Here is a 16,809-nt window from a genome sequence, read left to right on the forward strand (position 1 = left end):
TGGTCCTTTACTTGGCAAGGGCCCGGGCTTCTTCGGCGAGCTGGCGCGCCATCCGGTAGTTGTCGAGCGCCTTGCTGTTCCAGCCGCCTTCGGTGGCCGTCACCTCCCTGTTGGTGTCCGCGTTCTTCTTGTTGGACGTGAACAGGTTCAGGAACGCCGGGTCCTTGGCCATGGCCTCGGTCACGGGGGGCGTGAAGGCCAGTTCGCGCGCCCGCCTGACGCGGTTGGCGGCCTCGGTGTTGGGTTTTCCGGCCAGGGCTGCCTCGGCCTGGTGGATGGCCAGCGTGGCCGCCTGCAGTTCCTTGTGGCGGAAGGTGATCACCTGGTCGAACAGGGCGGTTACCACGTAGTAGCGCGCGGCGGACAGCTCGGGATCGAACTTCACCTTGGCGCGCTTGGCGACCTCGAAGGCGTTGGGGTAGCCGGCGGGCATTTTCATCTTGTCCGGCGGCAGCACCGGCAGGCGCGCCAGCTGCGGGAGCGTGAGCAGTTCCTGTCCTTCCCTGGACAGTGCGAAGCTGATGAAGCGCCGCGCCTCGGCCGGGTTCTTGCCCCCGCTGATGAGCGCAATGTTGGCCGGCACCACCGCGGTGACCGACGGGTAGGCGAACTCCACCGGAAAGCCCGAATACTTGCCGCTCAGGCCGAAGAAGTCGATCACCAGGCCGATGCCGAACTGCCCGTTGTTGACGCCGTCGGGCACGCCGAAGCTGCGTTCGGTGATCGCGGCCGAGTTGCCGGCAATCTGCAGCACCTGGTTCCAGCCCTTGTCCCAGCCCTCGCCCTGCAGGATGGCCTCGATCGTCAAGTGCGTCGTGCCCGAGCGGGAGGGCGAGCTCAGGGCCACGTGGCTGTGGTAGACCGGCTTGGTCAGGTCCGCCCACTCGGCGGGCGTGGGAAGCTTCTTGGCCGCGAGGTAGCGGGTGTTCCACATCAGCCCATAGCCCCCCAGGGCCTGGCCCAGGTAGAAGCCGTCCGGATCGTTGATGGGATAGCCGGCGATGTCCTTGGGCACCGCGGGATTGGCGAGGTCCGGAATGCGCTCGAGCAGCTTGCCCTTGCCCAGCACCTCGAACGCATCGGGCGCCGACGCCCAGAACACTTCGGGGCGCTGCCCCGCGCTGAGTTCGCGCACATAGGCCACGCCGGCGGTGGTGCTCTTGTTGAGGATTTCCAGCTTGATGTCGGGATGGGCCTTTTCGAAGGCGGTCTTGTAGGCCTGGGTCAGTTCCTTGGGAAAGGAGGTCACCACCGAGACGGTGCCGGCCTGGGCCCCGGCGGCGAGCAGGAATGCCGCCAACGCGGCAGTTTTGAGAATGGGGCGGATTGTCACGGATGTCTCCTTCAACGTTATGCGCGGCGGGTGCCGACAGGTCTTCTTGGGTCGGGTGAATGCTCCGCCAAAACCGGCAAGTGCGTCCAATCAGACTTTGTGATGCGCATCATCAAGCCGTGCATGCGCCTGGTGGTGCCGGGTGGCGGGCCTGCCGGGGGACATCCGGGAAAGTCCCAGGCCGGCGCGCCCTGCCGCGAGGGCGCCACAGGCGCGTTGCCTCCCGCGAGGCCACGCTGATCCTGGGCATCAGAAATGGTGATTGGATTCCCGCGAGCGCATTCCGTAGGCTTCGCCCGGCTCGATATGGCACGGGCCCCACGGCCTGCCACCGCATCGGCGTATCCATACCCACCACTGGAGACCTCCATGAAGATGAACAAGCTATTGCTCAGCGTCTGCTTTTCGCTGCTGGCACTGACTGGCAACGCTGCCCTGGCCAAGGGCGAGGCGCCTGCTGTCTACCTCGATGCCGCGCAACTCGATTCCACCCGCTTCATGGCGCCGCCCCCACCCGCGGAGGTGGCGGGCAAGGAGATCGAGCTGATGCTCGAACTGCAGCGATTGCGGACACCCGAACAGGCGGCCAGGTCGGTGGCCGATCTGGAGCAGAGCGTGTTCCGGTTTGCCGATGTCATGGGCCCCAAGTTCACGGAGCAGGGCCTGCCCCTGGTCGCTGCCTTCTTCAAGCGGCTGTACAAGACCGAGAGCGGCTTCAACAAGCAAGGCAAGGAGCTCTGGAAGCGCGAACGTCCGCCCGTGGTGGACAAGCGCCTGCAACCGGTGGCCAAGTATTCGCATAGCGGCTCGTATCCGAGCGGCCATGCCGCCTTCGGTTTCCTGACCGGCATGGCGCTGGCGGACATGGTGCCCGAGTGGCGTCCGCAGATCCTGGCGCGCGCCAGGGAGTTTGGCGACAACCGGGTGCTGGGCGGGGTGCACTACCCCAGCGACGTGGAGGCCGGCAGGCAACTGGCCGTGCTGATCGCCGCATTGGCGCCGCAAAACCCCAGCTACCGCGCCGACTTCGAGGCCGCGAAGGCTGAACTGCGCCGGGTGCTCGAACTGCCCTGAGCGCCGGCCGCCCACATCGCCGCCGCTGCGATCCCCGCAGCGTCCCCCCCCCGCCACACCGCGCCACCACCGCCGTCGATCTGCATGCACACCGCATGCAGTGGCGCAGCGCGCCCGGCGTGGCTTCACAAGACCCCAAGGATTTCCACCATGCACAGCAACATCCACAAGTCACTCCTCCTCGCCGCCGCGCTCGGTGCCACCGCCGTGCCCGCGCAGGCCCAGTCCTCCAACCTCACGCTGTCCGGCAAGCTGGACCTCGGGATCGGCAAGAACATCGGCGCCACGTCCAGTGAAATGCTGGACGGGGCGGGCAGCCGCCTGGCCTTTCGCGGCCAGGAGGACCTGGGCGGGGGCTGGCACGCCGCCTTCGGGCTGGAGCACCGTTTCTCGCCGGACACGGGCCAACCCGCCAATCCGAACATCTTCTGGCAGGGCTACTCGACCCTGGGCATCGGGCACGCCGCCTGGGGCACGGTCAACCTGGGCCGCCAGTACACCGCCGCCTACTCCACGGTGCAGAACGTGATCGATCCCTGGGGCGGCGACACCGTGGCCCAGCTGCGCACCGCATGGCGTGGCGGCATCTCGAAGACCCGTGTCTCCGACTCCGTGCGCTATGACTTGCGGCGCAAGGACCTGCACATCGCGGTCTCGTCCGCCGAGGCCCAGCAGGAGGCTTCCAACGCGGGGCCCCGCCGTCCGTTCTCGGTCGGGGCCAACACCCACGTCGGCCCGGTGCTGCTGGCCATCGGCTGGGAAGACCCCGCCCATGCGGACGACCACCTGCTGAGCCTGGGCGCGGCCTACAAGGTCGGCCAGGCCCGGCTGGCCCTCGGCCTGGCCCGGGGCGTGACGACCCGCAATGACGACTTCAAGTCCATGCTGCTGGGCGTGACCTACGGGGTGGGGGTGGGTGAAATCAAGGCCGGCTTCGTCACTGCCAAGACGCGCAAGCCGGATGGTTCGCTGCGTTCGGAAGCCCGCAAGTTCGGCATCGGCTACTTCCACCACCTGTCCAGGCGGACCTTCCTGTACACCAACGTGGCCCGCGACAGCAAGGCGGCCACGGAAAAGCTCGGCTACGACGTCGGTCTCCAGCACAACTTCTGAGCGCCAAGGGCCGGCACTGCCCGCAAGGGCGCTGCCGGCCAGCCGCCGCATTCCGCAACCCTTCCAGGAAGCTTCACCCATGACCACGCTTGCCGTCTCCCCCTTGAGCGGGGCCGCCGCCTCGCGCCGCGACCGCCGCGCCAAGATCGTCGCCACCCTGGGCCCGTCCAGTTCCGACGCCGCCACGATCCGGGCCCTGTTCGACGCCGGGGCCGATGTGTTCCGCCTGAACTTCAGCCACGGAAGCCATGCCCAGCACCGCGCCAGCCTGGAGATGATCCGGCGGATCGAACAGGAGCGTGGCCGGCCGATCGCCATCCTGCAGGATCTGCAGGGCCCCAAGCTGCGCATCGGCACGTTCGCCGATGGTCCAGTCGAGCTGCGGGCCGGTGCGCGCTTCAGGCTCGACCTGGAAGACCGCCCCGGGGACGCCAGCCGGGCGCCACTGCCGCACCCCGAGATCTTCGCGGCCCTGGTCGCCGGTACGGACCTGCTGCTCGACGACGGCAAGCTGCGGCTGCGCGTGACGGACTGCGGCCCCGGGTTCGCGGACACCGTGGTCATGGCGGGCGGGACCCTGTCCGAGCGCAAGGGGGTCAACGTGCCATCGGTCCTGCTGCCGATCTCGGCGCTCACGCCCAAGGACCGGGCCGACCTGGCGTTTGGCCTGTCGCTGGGGGTGGATTGGGTGGCGCTGTCCTTCGTCCAACGCCCCGAGGACCTGGACGAAGTCCATGCCATCGTGCAAGGGCGCGCCGGTGTGCTGGCCAAGCTGGAGAAACCGGCGGGGATCGATGCCCTGGACGCGATCATCGCGCGGGCCGACGCGATCATGGTCGCGCGCGGCGACATGGGGGTGGAGCTGCCGGCAGAGCAGGTGCCGCGCATCCAGAAGCGCATCGTCGGCGCCTGCCGCGCCGCCGGCAAGCCGGTCATCGTCGCCACGCAGATGCTGGACTCCATGGTCCATGCGCCGGTGCCGACACGCGCCGAGGCCTCCGATGTGGCGACGGCCGTCTACGAGGGCAGCGATGCCGTCATGCTGTCGGCCGAGTCGGCCTCTGGCCGCTACCCGCGCGAGGCGGTCGCGATGATGGGCCGCATCATCCGCGAGGTGGAGTCCGATCCGCACTACCGCGAGATCGTGGAAGCCTCGTCGCGCGCGCTGGACGGCGGCGTGGCCGATGTCATTTGCCAATGCCTGCGCACGGCGGCGGCACTGCTGCCCATGGCCGCCATCGTGACCTACTCGCGCTCAGGGGCGACGGCGCTGCGTGCGGCGCGGGAGCGGCCGGCCGCTGCCGTGCTCAGCATCACCCCGGACATGCACATCGCCCGCCGCCTGGCGCTGGCCTGGGGCATCCACTCGGTCCATGCCGATGCGCCGGTCAGCGGCGTGCCCGAGCTCGTCGAGCAGGCCCGCCGCGTGGCGCGCCAGGAGGGCATTGCCCGGGACGGTGACCAGCTGTGCATCGCCGCCGGTACGCCCTTCGGCGTCGTGGGCAGCACCAACTTCATCCACATCGCAAAGGCTTGAGCACCATGACAGCCATCAAGGACATTCGCGGCATCGAGATCCTGGACTCCCGGGGCCACCCCACGGTGGCGGCCACGGTCGTGCTCCAGGACGGCAGCAGCGGCTTTGCGGCCGTGCCTTCCGGGGCCTCCACCGGGTCGCGCGAGGCGGTCGAGCTGCGCGACAGGGACATGCGGCGCTATGGCGGAAGGGGTGTCGCCCTGGCGGTGTCGCACGTCAATGGCGAACTGCGCCAGGCGTTGCGCGGCATGGACGCCAGCGACCAGGGGGCGCTGGACCGGCACATGATCGCGCTGGATGGCAGTGCGGACAAATCACGCCTGGGTGCCAATGCGATCCTGGCGGTTTCGCTGGCGGCCGCCAAGGCCCGCGCCGCGCAGCGCAAGCTGCCGCTGTACCGCGCGCTCGCCACTGGCGGCGTGGCGCCCCAGCTGCCGGTGCCGATGATGAACATCATCAATGGCGGGGCGCATGCCGACAACAACGTGGACATCCAGGAGTTCATGATCCTGCCCGTGCAGGCGCCCAGCTTCAAGGAAGCCTTGCGCCAGGGCGCCGAGGTGTTCCATGCGCTCAGGAGCCTGCTCAAGGCACAGGGCAGGACCACCGCGGTGGGCGACGAGGGCGGCTTCGCGCCCGACCTGCCCTCCAACGCCGCCGCGCTGGACATGATCCTGGCGGCCATCGAAACGACCGGGCTGCGCGCGGGCAAGGACATCTGGCTCGGCCTGGACGTCGCCAGTTCCGAGCTTTTGCACGAGGGCCGCTACGAGCTGGCTGGGGAGCACAAGGCCTACACGCCGGCCGAGTTCGTCGACTACCTGGCGCAACTGGTCGCGCACTACCCCATCCTGTCCATCGAGGATGGCCTGGCCGAGAGCGACTGGGAGGGCTGGGCGCTGCTCACGCGCAGGCTCGGCCAGCATGTTCAGCTGGTGGGCGACGACCTGTTCGTCACCAACACCGCGATCCTGGAGCGCGGCATTTCCGACGGCGCGGCCAACGCCATCCTCATCAAGCCCAACCAGATCGGCACCCTCAGCGAGACGCTGGCCGCCATCGACATGGCGGCGCGGGCCGGGTTCTCGGCCGTCGTGTCGCACCGCTCGGGAGAAACCGAAGACGTCACGATCGCAGACCTGGCCGTTGCCACCCGCGCGCGCCAGATCAAGACCGGCTCGCTGTGCCGTTCCGACCGCGTCGCCAAGTACAACCGCCTGCTGGCGATCGAGGAAGAGCTGGGCAGCGCGGGTGTCTATGCGGGCGCCGGGGCTTTCCCCGTGCCGGTTCGGCCTTGACCGCGAAGCGCCTGCACGCAGGGGCGCTTCGCCCGCTGTCCGCCGGGGCTCAGCCCTGTCCCAGTTCGGCGATCAACTCGATTTCCACGCAGGCACCCATGGGGATCTGCGCCACGCCGAAGGCGCTGCGGGCATGGACGCCGTTTTCGCCAAAGACCTGGCCCAGCAGCTCGCTGGCGCCGTTGGTCACCAGATGCTGTTCGGTGTAGTCGCCCGTGGAGTTCACCAGGCTCATCAGCTTGACGATGCGCCGCACGCGGGTGAGGTCGCCGCCGCAGGCCGCCTGCAGGGTGCCCAGCAGGTCGATGGCCACCGCGCGGGCAGCCTGCTTGCCTTCGTCGGTGCCGATGTCGCGGCCGAACTGCGCCGCCCAGGGCTTGCCGTCCTTGCGCGCGATGTGGCCGCTCAGGAACACGAGATTGCCCGTCTGCACGTAGGGCACGTAGGCGGCCGCGGGCACCGACACGGGGGGCAGGGTGATGTTGAGTTCCTTCAGCTTGTCGTAAACGCTCATGGTCTTCCTCGGTATGAAGTCAGTGAAAGGGATGGTGGGACGGCCGGTGCGGCGCTGCCGGCCATGCTGGCGGCACCGGGGGTGGCCGCGAGTGTTACACAGCCCGGTGCGCGGAATCCAGCGGCAGCGGCCCTGGCGCCGCATTAGCATCAGCCCATGCCCGCCATAAGCACCACTAATGCGATTGCGCCAGCCCCCGCGGGCACGGTCGGCGCGGGCGCCGCGGCCCCCGTGCCCTGGCTGGTGCCCGCATTGTTGCTGGGGGCGGTATCGGGTGCTGCGCTGCAGTTGCAGCAGCCCGCGCTGTGGTCCGCGGCCGCCTATGCGGCGCTGCTGGTGGTGTCATGCGCGCTGGGGTGGTGCGCGCGCGCGGTCCACGGGCGCCCTCGTGCGGCGGCGGGGCGCGGGGCCCGCGCGGCGGCCACCGTGCTCGCGCTGTGCGCCGGCGCGCTGGCGATGTTCGCGGGGGCCGGGCTGCGGGCCGTGGACTACCTGGAAGAAGGCCTGGCGCCCGCGCTGGAAGGGCAGGACATCCGTGTCACCGGCGTGGTGGCCGCCATGCCGCAGGCCAACGAGGCCGGAACCCGGCTGCGCATGGACGTGGAGGCCGCGCGCCTGAACGGCTCCCCCGTGGCCCTGCCCACGCGCATCGAGGTGGCCTGGTACGGGGGGCCGTTCCTTGATCCCGGCGGAGCGGTGGACCTGCAGCGCCAGCCGCCCGCCTTGAAGGCGGGTGACCGCTGGGCGCTGACGGTGCGGCTGAAGGCTCCGCACGGGCTGCGCAACCCGCACGGGTTTGACTACGAACTGTGGATGTGGGAGCAGGGGGTGCAGGCCACGGGATATGTGCGCGCGGGCCCCAGGGATGAGCCTCCGGTGCATCTGCAATCGACCTGGCGGCATCCCGTGGAGCGGCTGCGGCAATCCGTGCGCGACGCGATCCTGGACCGCCTGGCCCGCGACGTGCACGGCGACGACCCCGCCCGCGCACGCATCGCGGGCGTGGTGGCGGCTTTGGTGACGGGTGACCAGCGTGCCATCGACCGTGCCGACTGGGACGTGTTCCGCGCCACGGGCGTCGCGCACCTCATGAGCATTTCGGGCCTTCACATCACGCTGTTCGCATGGCTGGCCGCGCTGGCGGTGGGGGCGTTGTGGCGAAGGTCCACGCGGCTGTGCCTGGCGGTGCCCGCGCCGTCCGCCGCGTTGGCCGCCGGGGTGGCGCTGGCCGCGGCGTACGCCGTTTTCAGCGGCTGGGGCGTGCCTGCGCAACGCACGGTGACCATGCTGGGCGCCATCGCCCTGCTGCAGCTGTGCGGCCGCCGCTGGCCGTGGCCGCAGGTGTGGCTGCTGGCGTGCGCGGCCGTGGTGGTGGCGGACCCCTGGGCGCTCGCGCAGGCAGGCTTCTGGCTCAGCTTTGTCGCCGTGGGTATCTTGTTTGCTACTAATTCAGTAGCTGATGGCGCTTATCCATCCAGCGTCAGGCAGCGTTTTCATGCCTTGGTGCGCGAGCAGTGGGTGGTGACGCTGGCCCTCACGCCCCTGACCCTGCTGCTGTTCGGCCAGGTGTCCGTGGTGGGCTTTGCCGCCAATCTGGTGGCGATTCCCTGGGTCACCCTGGTGGTCACTCCGCTGGCACTGGGCGGGGTGCTGTGGCCGCCGCTCTGGAGCCTGGCCGCCTTCGGCCTGCAGCCGCTGGCGGTACTGCTGCAATGGCTGGCGCAGTGGCCCTGGGCCGTGCTCCACATGCCCGCGGCGCCGCTGTGGGCCGGCGTGCTGGCCGTGGCCGGGGGGGCGCTTGTGGCCGCGAGGTTGCCCTGGCGTCTGCGGTGGCTGGCCCTTCCGCTGCTGTGGCCCGCGCTGTGCTGGCAGCCCGCGCGGCCGGCGGCGGGACAGTTCGAATTGCTGGCGGCGGACATCGGCCAGGGCAATGCGGTGCTGGTGCGCACCGCGACCCACACCCTGCTGTACGACGCAGGGCCGCGTTTCAGCCGCGAAAGCGACGCGGGCCACCGCGTGCTGGTGCCGCTGCTGCGGGCGCTGGGCGAGCGCGTGGACGTGCTCATGCTCAGCCACCGCGATGCCGACCACACGGGCGGCGCGGCGGCGGTGCTGGCCCAGCAGTCGGGGGCCGAACTCACTGGTTCGATCGAGGCTGGGCACACGCTGCAGGCACTGCGCCCCGTCAGGCCCTGCGTGGCGGGCCAGCGGTGGACATGGGATGGCGTGTCTTTCGAGGTGCTGCACCCGGGGGCGCAAGACGCCGCCGCGCCCACCGTCCGGCCCAACGCGCTCAGTTGCGTGCTGCGCATCGCGGCCGCCGCAGAAAAAGGGGAAACGGGCTCCGTTGCGCTGCTGGCCGGTGACATCGAGGCCGCCCAGGAGCAGGCCCTGCTGGCGCGGGGCGCCGCGGTGCAGGCCGACGTGCTGCTCGTGCCCCACCACGGGAGCAAGACCTCGTCCTCGCCGGCGTTTCTGGAGGCCGTGGCACCGCGCACTGCTTTGGTGCAGGCGGGATACCGCAACCGCTTTGGCCACCCTGCGGCCGAGGTGCTGCAGCGCTACCGGGAGCGGGGGATCCGGGTCGTGGAGTCGTCCCGCTGCGGGGCTGCCGCGTGGTCGTCGGCGCAACCCGCGCGGGTGGCGTGTGAACGCGACGTCGGCGCGCGGTACTGGCAGCATCGCATGGCACCGTGGCCGGAGTGATCTGCGGGCGCGGCGGGTCCGCCGGCCTGCCGATGCACGGGGCCCCGGAAAGATTTTGAGCTGGTTCGGGGAGTGCGGGCGTACAACTTGCTATCCTGACAGCAGGAGGCCAGTTCATGCAGAAATTTGACGAGATGTACGCCATGCTGCCTTTCGATGGCAGCGATGTGCGGGAACACTACAAGCGCTATGCGCAGTGGTTGAACAAACAGCCCCCTGACGTGATGCAGGCCCGCCGGGCCGAGGCCGAGATGATCTTCCGGCGCGTGGGCATCACCTTTGCCGTCTACGGCGCCAAGGATGAGGGCGGGGCGGGCAACGAGCGGCTGATCCCGTTCGACCTGATTCCCCGCATCATCCCGGCCCACGAGTGGAGCAGCATGCAGCAGGGGCTGGTGCAGCGGGTCACGGCCCTTAACCGCTTCATCCACGACGTGTACCACGGCCAGGACATCATCCGCGCCGGCATCGTGCCAGCCGATCTCATCCTCAACAATGCCCAGTACCGGCCGGAGATGGCCGGCGTGCAGGTGCCCAAGAACATCTACGCGCACATCGCCGGCATCGATATCGTGCGCGCCCCCAATGCACAGGGCGAGGGCGAGTACTACGTGCTGGAGGACAACCTGCGCGTGCCCAGCGGCGTGAGCTACATGCTCGAGAACCGCAAGATGATGATGCGGCTCTTCCCCGAGCTGTTCAGCCTGCACAAGGTGGCGCCGGTGGCGCATTACCCCGACATGCTGCTGGAGACCCTGCGCGCCAGCGCGCCCGCCACGGCCGACGAGCCCACGGTGGTGGTCCTGACACCCGGCATGCACAACAGCGCGTACTTCGAGCATGCCTTCCTGGCCCAGCAGATGGGCGTGGAGCTGGTCGAAGGGCAGGACCTCGTGGTCAAGGACAAGTTCGTCTACATGCGCACCACGCGCGGCCTGCAGCGGGTGGACGTGATCTACCGCCGCGTGGACGACGACTTCCTCGACCCGCAGGTGTTCCGCCGCAACTCCACGCTGGGCTGCCACGGCCTCATGGAGGCGTACCGCGCCGGCAATGTCGGCATCTGCAATGCGGTGGGCACGGGCGTGGCCGACGACAAGTCGGTCTACCCCTACGTGCCCGAGATGATCCGCTTCTACCTGGGCCAGGAGCCCATCCTGAAGAATGTGCCCACCTGGATGTGCCGCAAGCAGGACGACCTGCAGCACGTGCTGGCGAACCTGAAGGACCTGGTGGTCAAGGAAGTGCACGGCGCGGGCGGCTACGGCATGCTCATCGGCCCGGCGGCCACGCAGGCCGAGATCGAGGACTTCCGCCGCGCGCTGCTGGCCAACCCGGCAGGCTACATCGCGCAGCCCACGCTCAGCCTGTCCAGCTGCCCCACCTACGTGGAGAGCGGCATCGCGCCGCGCCACATCGACCTGCGCCCCTTCGTGCTCAGCGGCCGCGAGGTGCAGATGGTGGCGGGGGGGCTCACGCGCGTCGCGCTGCAGGAGGGTTCGCTGGTGGTGAATTCCTCGCAGGGCGGCGGGACAAAGGACACCTGGGTGCTGGGGGAGCACACCGCCGCGCCGGCGCTGCAGTCGCAATCCATGGGCGGCATGACGCAATCACAGGGAGGATTCTGAAATGCTGAGCCGCACCGCCGACCATCTGTTCTGGATGTCCAGGTACACCGAAAGGGCGGAAAACACCGCCCGCATGCTCAACGTGAGCTACGAAACCTCGCTGCTGCCCCAGTCCGCCGACGTGGCGCAGGAAGGCTGGGAAGGGCTGCTGTCCATCAGCGAGCTGATCCCGGCCTATGCCGCCAAGCATGGCAAGGTCACGCCGCAGCGCGTGCTCGAGTTCATGGTGCGCGACGGCGACAACCCCTCGTCCATCCTCTCGTGCCTGCGTGCCGCCCGCGAAAATGCGCGGGCCGTGCGTGGCGCCCTCACCACCGAGGTGTGGGAGACGCAGAACCAGACCTGGCTGGAACTGCACCGCCAGCTCGAAGGCAGCGCCTTCGAACGGGATCCGGGGCAGTTCTTCGAATGGGTGAAGTACCGCTCGCACCTGTCGCGCGGCGTGGTGCTGGGCACCATGCTGCAGGACGAGGCTTTTCATTTCCTGCGCATGGGCACGTTCCTGGAGCGGGCGGACAACACCGCGCGCCTGCTGGACGTGAAGTTCCATGCGGTGAAGAACGACTTCTTCGGCCGGGCCAGCGAGCGCAACCAGGAGAACGACTTCTACCATTGGAGCGCCATCCTGCGCAGCGTCTCGGCCTTCGAGGTCTACCGCAAGGTCTACCGCGACGTGATCACCCCCGGCCGCGTGGCCGACCTGCTGATCCTGCGCCGCGACATGCCCCGCTCGCTGCACGCCTGCCTGCGCGAAGTGGTGGACAACCTGGGCGTCGTGGCCAATCAGCAGTCGGCTGAAACGCAGCGCCGCGCGGGCCGCCTCCTGGCCGACCTGCAATATGGCCGCATCGACGAAATCCTGTCGACAGGGCTGCACGCGTTCCTCACGCAGTTCCTTGACCGGGTCAACGACCTGGGAGGGGGCATCAGCCGCGACTTCCTGGTGACCACGGGCGACTGAGCCGGCGCGATACCGAAAGAAACCCCGCACGGCAGGCGGGCGCAGGCCGGGGGCTCAGGCCCCCATGGCAGCAGATCCCTGGGGCCACTGCTGCGCCACGATGGTGCGGACATGCGCCACCGCCGAATCGCGGAGCGCATCGGTGCGCCAGCCGAGCTCGATGGCATAGCGCGGCATGGCGATCGGGCAGGGCAGAACCTGCAGGCCGGTCATCCGCGCGATCGCCTGGGCCGCATGCGCGGGCAGCGTGGCGACCGCGCGGGTTCCCGCCAGCAGGTAGGGCAGGGCGGCGAAATGCGTGGTGGATGCAATCACACGGCGCTTGTGGCCCGTGGCGGCCAGCACCTCGTCCACCACGCCGATGAAGCCGCCCGACGAGATGAGCACATGCTCGCGGTGCACGTAGTCCTCCACGCTCAGGCCGGGCGGGGCTGCGCCGCCGCGCCGCTTGCCCGCCCTGGCGACGGGGCCCGGCGCCACTGCGTCGATGAGGCAGGCGTACCCCCCTTCGCCCAGCGCCTGGTGGCTGAGCCAGCGTGTGGCGAATCCGCCGGCCGTGATCGCCAGGTCGATCTCGCGCGCCATGAGCATCTCGGCCACGATCTGGCTGTGCGTCTGCCGAAAGGCCAGGCGCAGGCCGGGCGCGTGCTGCGCCACGGCCCTCACCAGCGCCTGGCCCATCGCGATCTCGAAATCATCCGACATGCCGATCACCACGGACCGCCCCTGATAGCGCGCCTGGGGCGTGGAGCCCAGGGCGAGGCTCTCCCTGCATTTGTTCAGCGCTTCGCTGATCACGGGCTTGAGCTCCTGCGCGCGCAGCGTGGGCGCCAGGCCACGGCCGGTGCGGGTGAACAGCGGGTCGCCATATACATGGCGCAGCCGTGCCAGCGCCGCGCTCACGGCCGACTGGGTCACGCCCAGCCGCAGCGCCGCGCGCGTGGCCCCACCTTCCTCGTGCAAGGCCTCGAAGACGCGCAGGACGTTGAGATCAAATCCGATATCAATATCATTCATATCACTAAGCAACGGTGGCGGATTGATTCATCTTAGGGCTTTGGCAACACTGGGGGACCTCTTTCTCCCAAGGACTTCCACCATGCCCCTCACGACCGTTGCCGCCCTGCAGATCGGCTCTTCCCCCGCGGGTACCGCGCAGACGCTGGCCGATGTGCTCGCCCATGAGGCCGATATCCAGGCATCGGGCGCGCGGCTGGTGGTCATGCCCGAGGCCCTGCTGGGCGGCTACCCCAAGGGCGAGATCTTTGGCACGCGCCTGGGCTATCGCCTGCCGGAAGGGCGTGAGGCCTTCGCCCGGTACCACGCCAGCGCCATCGACGTGCCAGGGCCCGAGACGCAGGCACTGGCTGGCCTGTCGGCACGCACCGGCGCCACGCTCGTGCTCGGCGTGATCGAGCGCGCGGGCAGCACGCTGTACTGCACTGCCCTGTACTTCGACCCGGTGGAGGGGCTGGTGGCCAGGCACCGCAAGCTGATGCCCACCGGCACCGAGCGGCTGATATGGGGCATGGGAGATGGCTCCACCCTGCCGGTCGTCGAATCGGCCGCGGGCCGCGTGGGCGGCGTGATCTGCTGGGAGAACCACATGCCGCTGCTGCGCACCGCCATGTACGCGCAGGGTGTGCAGATTTGGTGCGCGCCCACGGTGGACGAACGCGACATCTGGCAGTGCTCCATGCGCCACATCGCGCACGAGGGGCGCTGCTTCGTGATCAGCGCCTGCCAGGTGCAGCCGTCGCCGCGCGAGCTGGGGGTGGAGGCGCCGGGGTGGGAGCCGGACCGGCCGCTCATCCGCGGCAACAGCGTGATCGTCGGGCCGCTGGGCGACGTGCTGGCGGGTCCGCTGCAGGGCCGGACAGGTTTGCTCACCGCGCAGATCGATGTGGAGGAGCTGGTGCGCGCGCGCTATGACTTCGATGTGGTCGGCCACTATGCACGGCCGGATATCTTCAATCTGCAGGTCGACCGCCGCGCCAGGCACACCGTGGCGTTCACCGACTGAGCGCGCGGCCCAGGCCCGCAGTGAGAGTGCCAGGAAAGCCGCATACGCCATGACCACACAGATTCCCCCCGCCCCCGATCCATCACACGCCTGGGGTTTCCGCACCCTCGCGGTCCATGCGGGCCAGGCACCCGATCCCGGCACGGGGGCCATCGCGACACCCATCGTCGCAACCTCGGCCTTTGCCTATGACGATTTTGATGCGGGCGTGAGCCGCTTCAATGGCGACGCGCCTGGCTACGTCTACAGCCGCTTCGCCAACCCGACCGTCGCCGCCTTCGAGCGCAAGATGGCCCTGCTGGAAGGCGCCCCCGCCGCCGTCGGGTTCGCCAGCGACATGGCGGCCATCAGCGCGAGCCTGATCGGCCTGCTCTCGGCGGGCGATACCGTCGCCTGCGTCGGCACGCTCTATGGCGGCACCGATGGCGTGATGCAGCACGCTGCTGCCGCGCCTGGGCATCGGCGTGCGGCATTTCGCCACCGTGGAGGGTTTGCGGGAGGGCCTCCCCACGGGCACGCGCATCGTCTACGTGGAGACGCCCAGCAACCCGACGCTGGAAGTGATCGACCTGGAGCAGGTGGCGCAGGTGGCCCGGCGGGCGGGCGCGATCAGCATCGCCGACAACACCTTCGCCACGCCTTACCTCACCCGGTCCCGGGCGCTGGACATCGATGTGGTGGTGCATTCGGCGACCAAGTTCATCAGTGGCCACGGCGACGCCACCGGCGGAGCGGCCGTCGGCTCCGTGGAGCTGATGAATGCGATTCTTTCGGCGGGCATGGGCCAGCTGGGCGGGTGCCTCAGCCCGCACGAGGCGGCGATGCTGCTGCGCGGGCTCAAGACGCTGCCGCTGCGCGTGCAGGCCGCCTGCGCATCGGCGCATGCGCTGGCCCACGGCCTTGACCGCCATCCCGCGGTGGAGCGCGTGTATTACCCCGGCCTGGGCGACCATCCCGGGCATGCGGTGGCGGCGCGCCAGATGCACCACTTCGGCAGCATTCTGGCGTTCGACCTGCGGGGCGGGCGCGAGGCCGCGCGGCACTTCCTCGACCGCTTGTGCATCGTGACCCAGGCCGTGTCCGTGGGCGATGCCGATTCGCTGGCCTGCCACCCCGCATCCACCACCCACCGCGGCATGCCCGAGGCCGTGCGGCGCGCCAACGGGGTGTCGGATGCGCTGGTGCGCATGAGCATCGGCATCGAGGATGTGCAGGACCTCCAGGCCGACGTGGTGCAGGCGCTGGGCTGACGCCGGCGAGGGCCTCCTGCTGCTGCTACTCCTGGGCGTTGCGCCTTTGGTCGCGCAGCATGAAGAGGTACAGGCTTTCGACCTTCTCGCGCGCCCACGGCGTCTTGCGCAGGAATTTCAGGCTGGAGCCCACGCTGGGGTCGCTCTGGAAACAGCGGATGGGGATTTGCCGGCCGAGTTCATCCCAGCCAAAGTAGTCGGCCAGCCCGACCACCATGGCTTCCAGGGTCACGCCGTGCAGGGGGTTGCGCGGCTGCCTGGCGGGGGCTTGGGGTGTGGACGCCGGCGCGCCGGCGGGTGCTGCTGTGGGCGCGGGGGCTTCCTGGGTCGCGGGGTCTGGGCGGGGCTCGGTGGCGTTCATGGACCCAAGCATAAGGCCGCGGGCGGCGGGGTCAAGCAACCCGCTGGAGTCCGGTTTCACGCTGGCACAGCTCTGCCGCCCAGTCCACGAAGGCCCGCACCTTCGCGCTCAGGTGCCGGTTGGGGGGGTACACCACATACACGGGCAGCAGCGGCTGGGTCCACTCCGGCAGCAGCCGCACCAGCGTACCGTCTTGCAGGTGCCGCTCGGCCTGGTAGCTCGTGATCTGGCCGATCCCGAGGCCCGCCACGATGGAGGTCACGTAGGCATTGCTCTCGTTGACGCTCAGCTGGTAGGGGCCCGTGATGTCGATGGACTCGTCGCCCTTGCGGAACTCCAGCGGGTAGTGTCGGCCGGTCTGGGGGGAAAAGTAGATCACGCTGGCGTGCTTTTCCTCGATCTCCAGCGGGTGGGCGGGCGAGCCCTTGCGCGACACGTAGTCGGGCGAGGCCACCGTGATGAATTCCAGGTTGCCGATGCGCCGGGCCACCAGCGACTGGTCGCTGAGCTCGCCCCCGCGGATCACGCAGTCCACGTTGTCGCCGATCAGGTCCACGATGCGGTCGCTCACCCCCAGGTCCAGCTGGATGTCGGGGTAGCGGGCATGGAACTCCGCCAGGTGCGGGATGATGAGCAATTGCGCCATGGACGTTCCGACGTCGATGCGCAGGCGCCCGCGTGGATTCGCGCGCGCGTTGGTCATGCTGGCTTCGATGTCGTCCAGATCGGTCAGCAGGCGCACCGTGCGGTCGTAGTAGGCGGCGCCGTCCGGCGTCACCGTCACACGCCGGGTGGTGCGGTTGAGCAGCTTCACGCGCAGGCGCTCCTCCAGCGCCTGCACATGCTTGGTCACGGTGGCTTTGGGCAGCGAGAGCGAATCCGCCGCCCGGGTAAACGTGCCGGCCTCCACCACCCGCACGAATATGCGCATGGCCTGTATCTGGTCCATGGCTTCTCCTTGAATCTGGAACTACAGCACCCACCAGTGGGTGCTGAGGAATTCTCACACGC

Annotated in this window: 14 protein-coding genes and 1 pseudogene; 10 read left to right on the forward strand and 5 right to left on the reverse strand. The window is 69.3% G+C overall.

The genetic code is table 11. The features are described from left to right. Nucleotides 1–7: 7 nt before the first annotated feature. On the reverse strand, nt 8–1,327 hold the full coding sequence (locus AC07OC_RS15710; protein ID WP_218295808.1) for an ABC transporter substrate-binding protein: 1,320 nt from the start codon (nt 1,325–1,327) through the stop codon (nt 8–10). A gap of 375 nt (nt 1,328–1,702) precedes the next feature. Here AC07OC_RS15710 and AC07OC_RS15715 point away from each other — a divergent pair, with 375 nt between their 5' ends. The 4 genes from AC07OC_RS15715 to eno all read left to right on the forward strand — a co-directional run bounded on the left by AC07OC_RS15715 (nt 1,703) and on the right by eno (nt 6,355). Next, nucleotides 1,703–2,407: an acid phosphatase gene (locus tag AC07OC_RS15715; RefSeq protein ID WP_218340205.1), complete on the forward strand. Its 705-nt coding sequence runs from the start codon at nt 1,703–1,705 to the stop codon at nt 2,405–2,407. Nucleotides 2,408–2,557: 150 nt separating this feature from the next. Continuing rightward, complete coding sequence (locus AC07OC_RS15720; protein WP_369642911.1) at nt 2,558–3,520, forward strand: porin; 963 nt, start codon at nt 2,558–2,560, stop codon at nt 3,518–3,520. Between the two features lie 79 nt (nt 3,521–3,599). Beyond that, nucleotides 3,600–5,057, forward strand: coding sequence for a pyruvate kinase (pyk, locus tag AC07OC_RS15725; protein ID WP_494601684.1), 1,458 nt, complete (start codon nt 3,600–3,602; stop codon nt 5,055–5,057). A 5-nt stretch (nt 5,058–5,062) separates the two neighbouring features. Then, entirely contained in the window at nt 5,063–6,355 is a 1,293-nt protein-coding gene (eno, locus tag AC07OC_RS15730; protein ID WP_494601686.1) for a phosphopyruvate hydratase, read from the forward strand. A gap of 49 nt (nt 6,356–6,404) precedes the next feature. Here eno and AC07OC_RS15735 read toward each other — a convergent pair whose 3' ends face one another. Further along, complete coding sequence (locus AC07OC_RS15735) at nt 6,405–6,869, reverse strand: RidA family protein (protein WP_494601688.1); 465 nt, start codon at nt 6,867–6,869, stop codon at nt 6,405–6,407. A 156-nt stretch (nt 6,870–7,025) separates the two neighbouring features. Here AC07OC_RS15735 and AC07OC_RS15740 point away from each other — a divergent pair, with 156 nt between their 5' ends. The 3 genes from AC07OC_RS15740 (at nt 7,026) to AC07OC_RS15750 (ending at nt 12,164) form a co-directional block, all read left to right on the forward strand. Continuing rightward, complete coding sequence (locus AC07OC_RS15740; protein WP_494601690.1) at nt 7,026–9,575, forward strand: DNA internalization-related competence protein ComEC/Rec2; 2,550 nt, start codon at nt 7,026–7,028, stop codon at nt 9,573–9,575. A 116-nt stretch (nt 9,576–9,691) separates the two neighbouring features. Then, complete coding sequence (locus AC07OC_RS15745; protein ID WP_218295433.1) at nt 9,692–11,203, forward strand: circularly permuted type 2 ATP-grasp protein; 1,512 nt, start codon at nt 9,692–9,694, stop codon at nt 11,201–11,203. A gap of 1 nt (nt 11,204) precedes the next feature. Further along, complete coding sequence (locus AC07OC_RS15750) at nt 11,205–12,164, forward strand: alpha-E domain-containing protein (protein ID WP_218295432.1); 960 nt, start codon at nt 11,205–11,207, stop codon at nt 12,162–12,164. Between the two features lie 54 nt (nt 12,165–12,218). Here the strand turns inward: AC07OC_RS15750 and AC07OC_RS15755 are convergent, their stop codons facing one another. Beyond that, the gene (locus AC07OC_RS15755; RefSeq protein ID WP_218340210.1) at nt 12,219–13,181 is read right to left on the reverse strand and encodes a LysR family transcriptional regulator; all 963 of its coding nucleotides are present in this window, start codon (nt 13,179–13,181) and stop codon (nt 12,219–12,221) included. An 82-nt stretch (nt 13,182–13,263) separates the two neighbouring features. Here AC07OC_RS15755 and AC07OC_RS15760 point away from each other — a divergent pair, with 82 nt between their 5' ends. From AC07OC_RS15760 to AC07OC_RS15770, 3 genes and pseudogenes are all read left to right on the forward strand, one after another. Continuing rightward, nucleotides 13,264–14,187 (forward strand): carbon-nitrogen hydrolase family protein, encoded by a 924-nt coding sequence (locus AC07OC_RS15760; RefSeq protein WP_218340211.1) that lies wholly within the window; start codon nt 13,264–13,266, stop codon nt 14,185–14,187. A gap of 49 nt (nt 14,188–14,236) precedes the next feature. Then, nucleotides 14,237–14,560 (forward strand): annotated as a pseudogene (locus tag AC07OC_RS15765) (PLP-dependent transferase); the annotation flags it as partial. Between the two features lie 91 nt (nt 14,561–14,651). After that, nucleotides 14,652–15,437: a trans-sulfuration enzyme family protein gene (locus AC07OC_RS15770; RefSeq protein ID WP_494601692.1), complete on the forward strand. Its 786-nt coding sequence runs from the start codon at nt 14,652–14,654 to the stop codon at nt 15,435–15,437. Nucleotides 15,438–15,462: 25 nt separating this feature from the next. Here AC07OC_RS15770 and AC07OC_RS15775 read toward each other — a convergent pair whose 3' ends face one another. Together AC07OC_RS15775 and AC07OC_RS15780 are read right to left on the reverse strand one after the other, a co-directional pair. Further along, nucleotides 15,463–15,798, reverse strand: coding sequence for a VF530 family protein (locus tag AC07OC_RS15775; RefSeq protein WP_492253574.1), 336 nt, complete (start codon nt 15,796–15,798; stop codon nt 15,463–15,465). 31 nt (nt 15,799–15,829) lie between these two features. Beyond that, complete coding sequence (locus AC07OC_RS15780; RefSeq protein WP_218295427.1) at nt 15,830–16,747, reverse strand: LysR family transcriptional regulator; 918 nt, start codon at nt 16,745–16,747, stop codon at nt 15,830–15,832. Nucleotides 16,748–16,809: the final 62 nt, after the last annotated feature.

It is taken from the genome of Acidovorax sp. GW821-FHT10E04, assembly GCF_059415185.1.

What these genes read in the sequence shown, in the direction of transcription:
- AC07OC_RS15715 (WP_218340205.1), top strand. Translation starts at nt 1,703, where the DNA reads ATGAAGATGAACAAGCTATTGCTCAGCGTCTGCTTTTCGCTGCTGGCA.
- AC07OC_RS15720 (WP_369642911.1), top strand. Translation starts at nt 2,558, where the DNA reads ATGCACAGCAACATCCACAAGTCACTCCTCCTCGCCGCCGCGCTCGGT.
- pyk (WP_494601684.1), top strand. Translation starts at nt 3,600, where the DNA reads ATGACCACGCTTGCCGTCTCCCCCTTGAGCGGGGCCGCCGCCTCGCGC.
- eno (WP_494601686.1), top strand. Translation starts at nt 5,063, where the DNA reads ATGACAGCCATCAAGGACATTCGCGGCATCGAGATCCTGGACTCCCGG.
- AC07OC_RS15735 (WP_494601688.1), bottom strand. Translation starts at nt 6,869, where the DNA reads ATGAGCGTTTACGACAAGCTGAAGGAACTCAACATCACCCTGCCCCCC.
- AC07OC_RS15740 (WP_494601690.1), top strand. Translation starts at nt 7,026, where the DNA reads ATGCCCGCCATAAGCACCACTAATGCGATTGCGCCAGCCCCCGCGGGC.
- AC07OC_RS15745 (WP_218295433.1), top strand. Translation starts at nt 9,692, where the DNA reads ATGCAGAAATTTGACGAGATGTACGCCATGCTGCCTTTCGATGGCAGC.
- AC07OC_RS15750 (WP_218295432.1), top strand. Translation starts at nt 11,205, where the DNA reads ATGCTGAGCCGCACCGCCGACCATCTGTTCTGGATGTCCAGGTACACC.
- AC07OC_RS15755 (WP_218340210.1), bottom strand. Translation starts at nt 13,181, where the DNA reads ATGAATGATATTGATATCGGATTTGATCTCAACGTCCTGCGCGTCTTC.
- AC07OC_RS15760 (WP_218340211.1), top strand. Translation starts at nt 13,264, where the DNA reads ATGCCCCTCACGACCGTTGCCGCCCTGCAGATCGGCTCTTCCCCCGCG.
- AC07OC_RS15775 (WP_492253574.1), bottom strand. Translation starts at nt 15,798, where the DNA reads ATGAACGCCACCGAGCCCCGCCCAGACCCCGCGACCCAGGAAGCCCCC.
- AC07OC_RS15780 (WP_218295427.1), bottom strand. Translation starts at nt 16,747, where the DNA reads ATGGACCAGATACAGGCCATGCGCATATTCGTGCGGGTGGTGGAGGCC.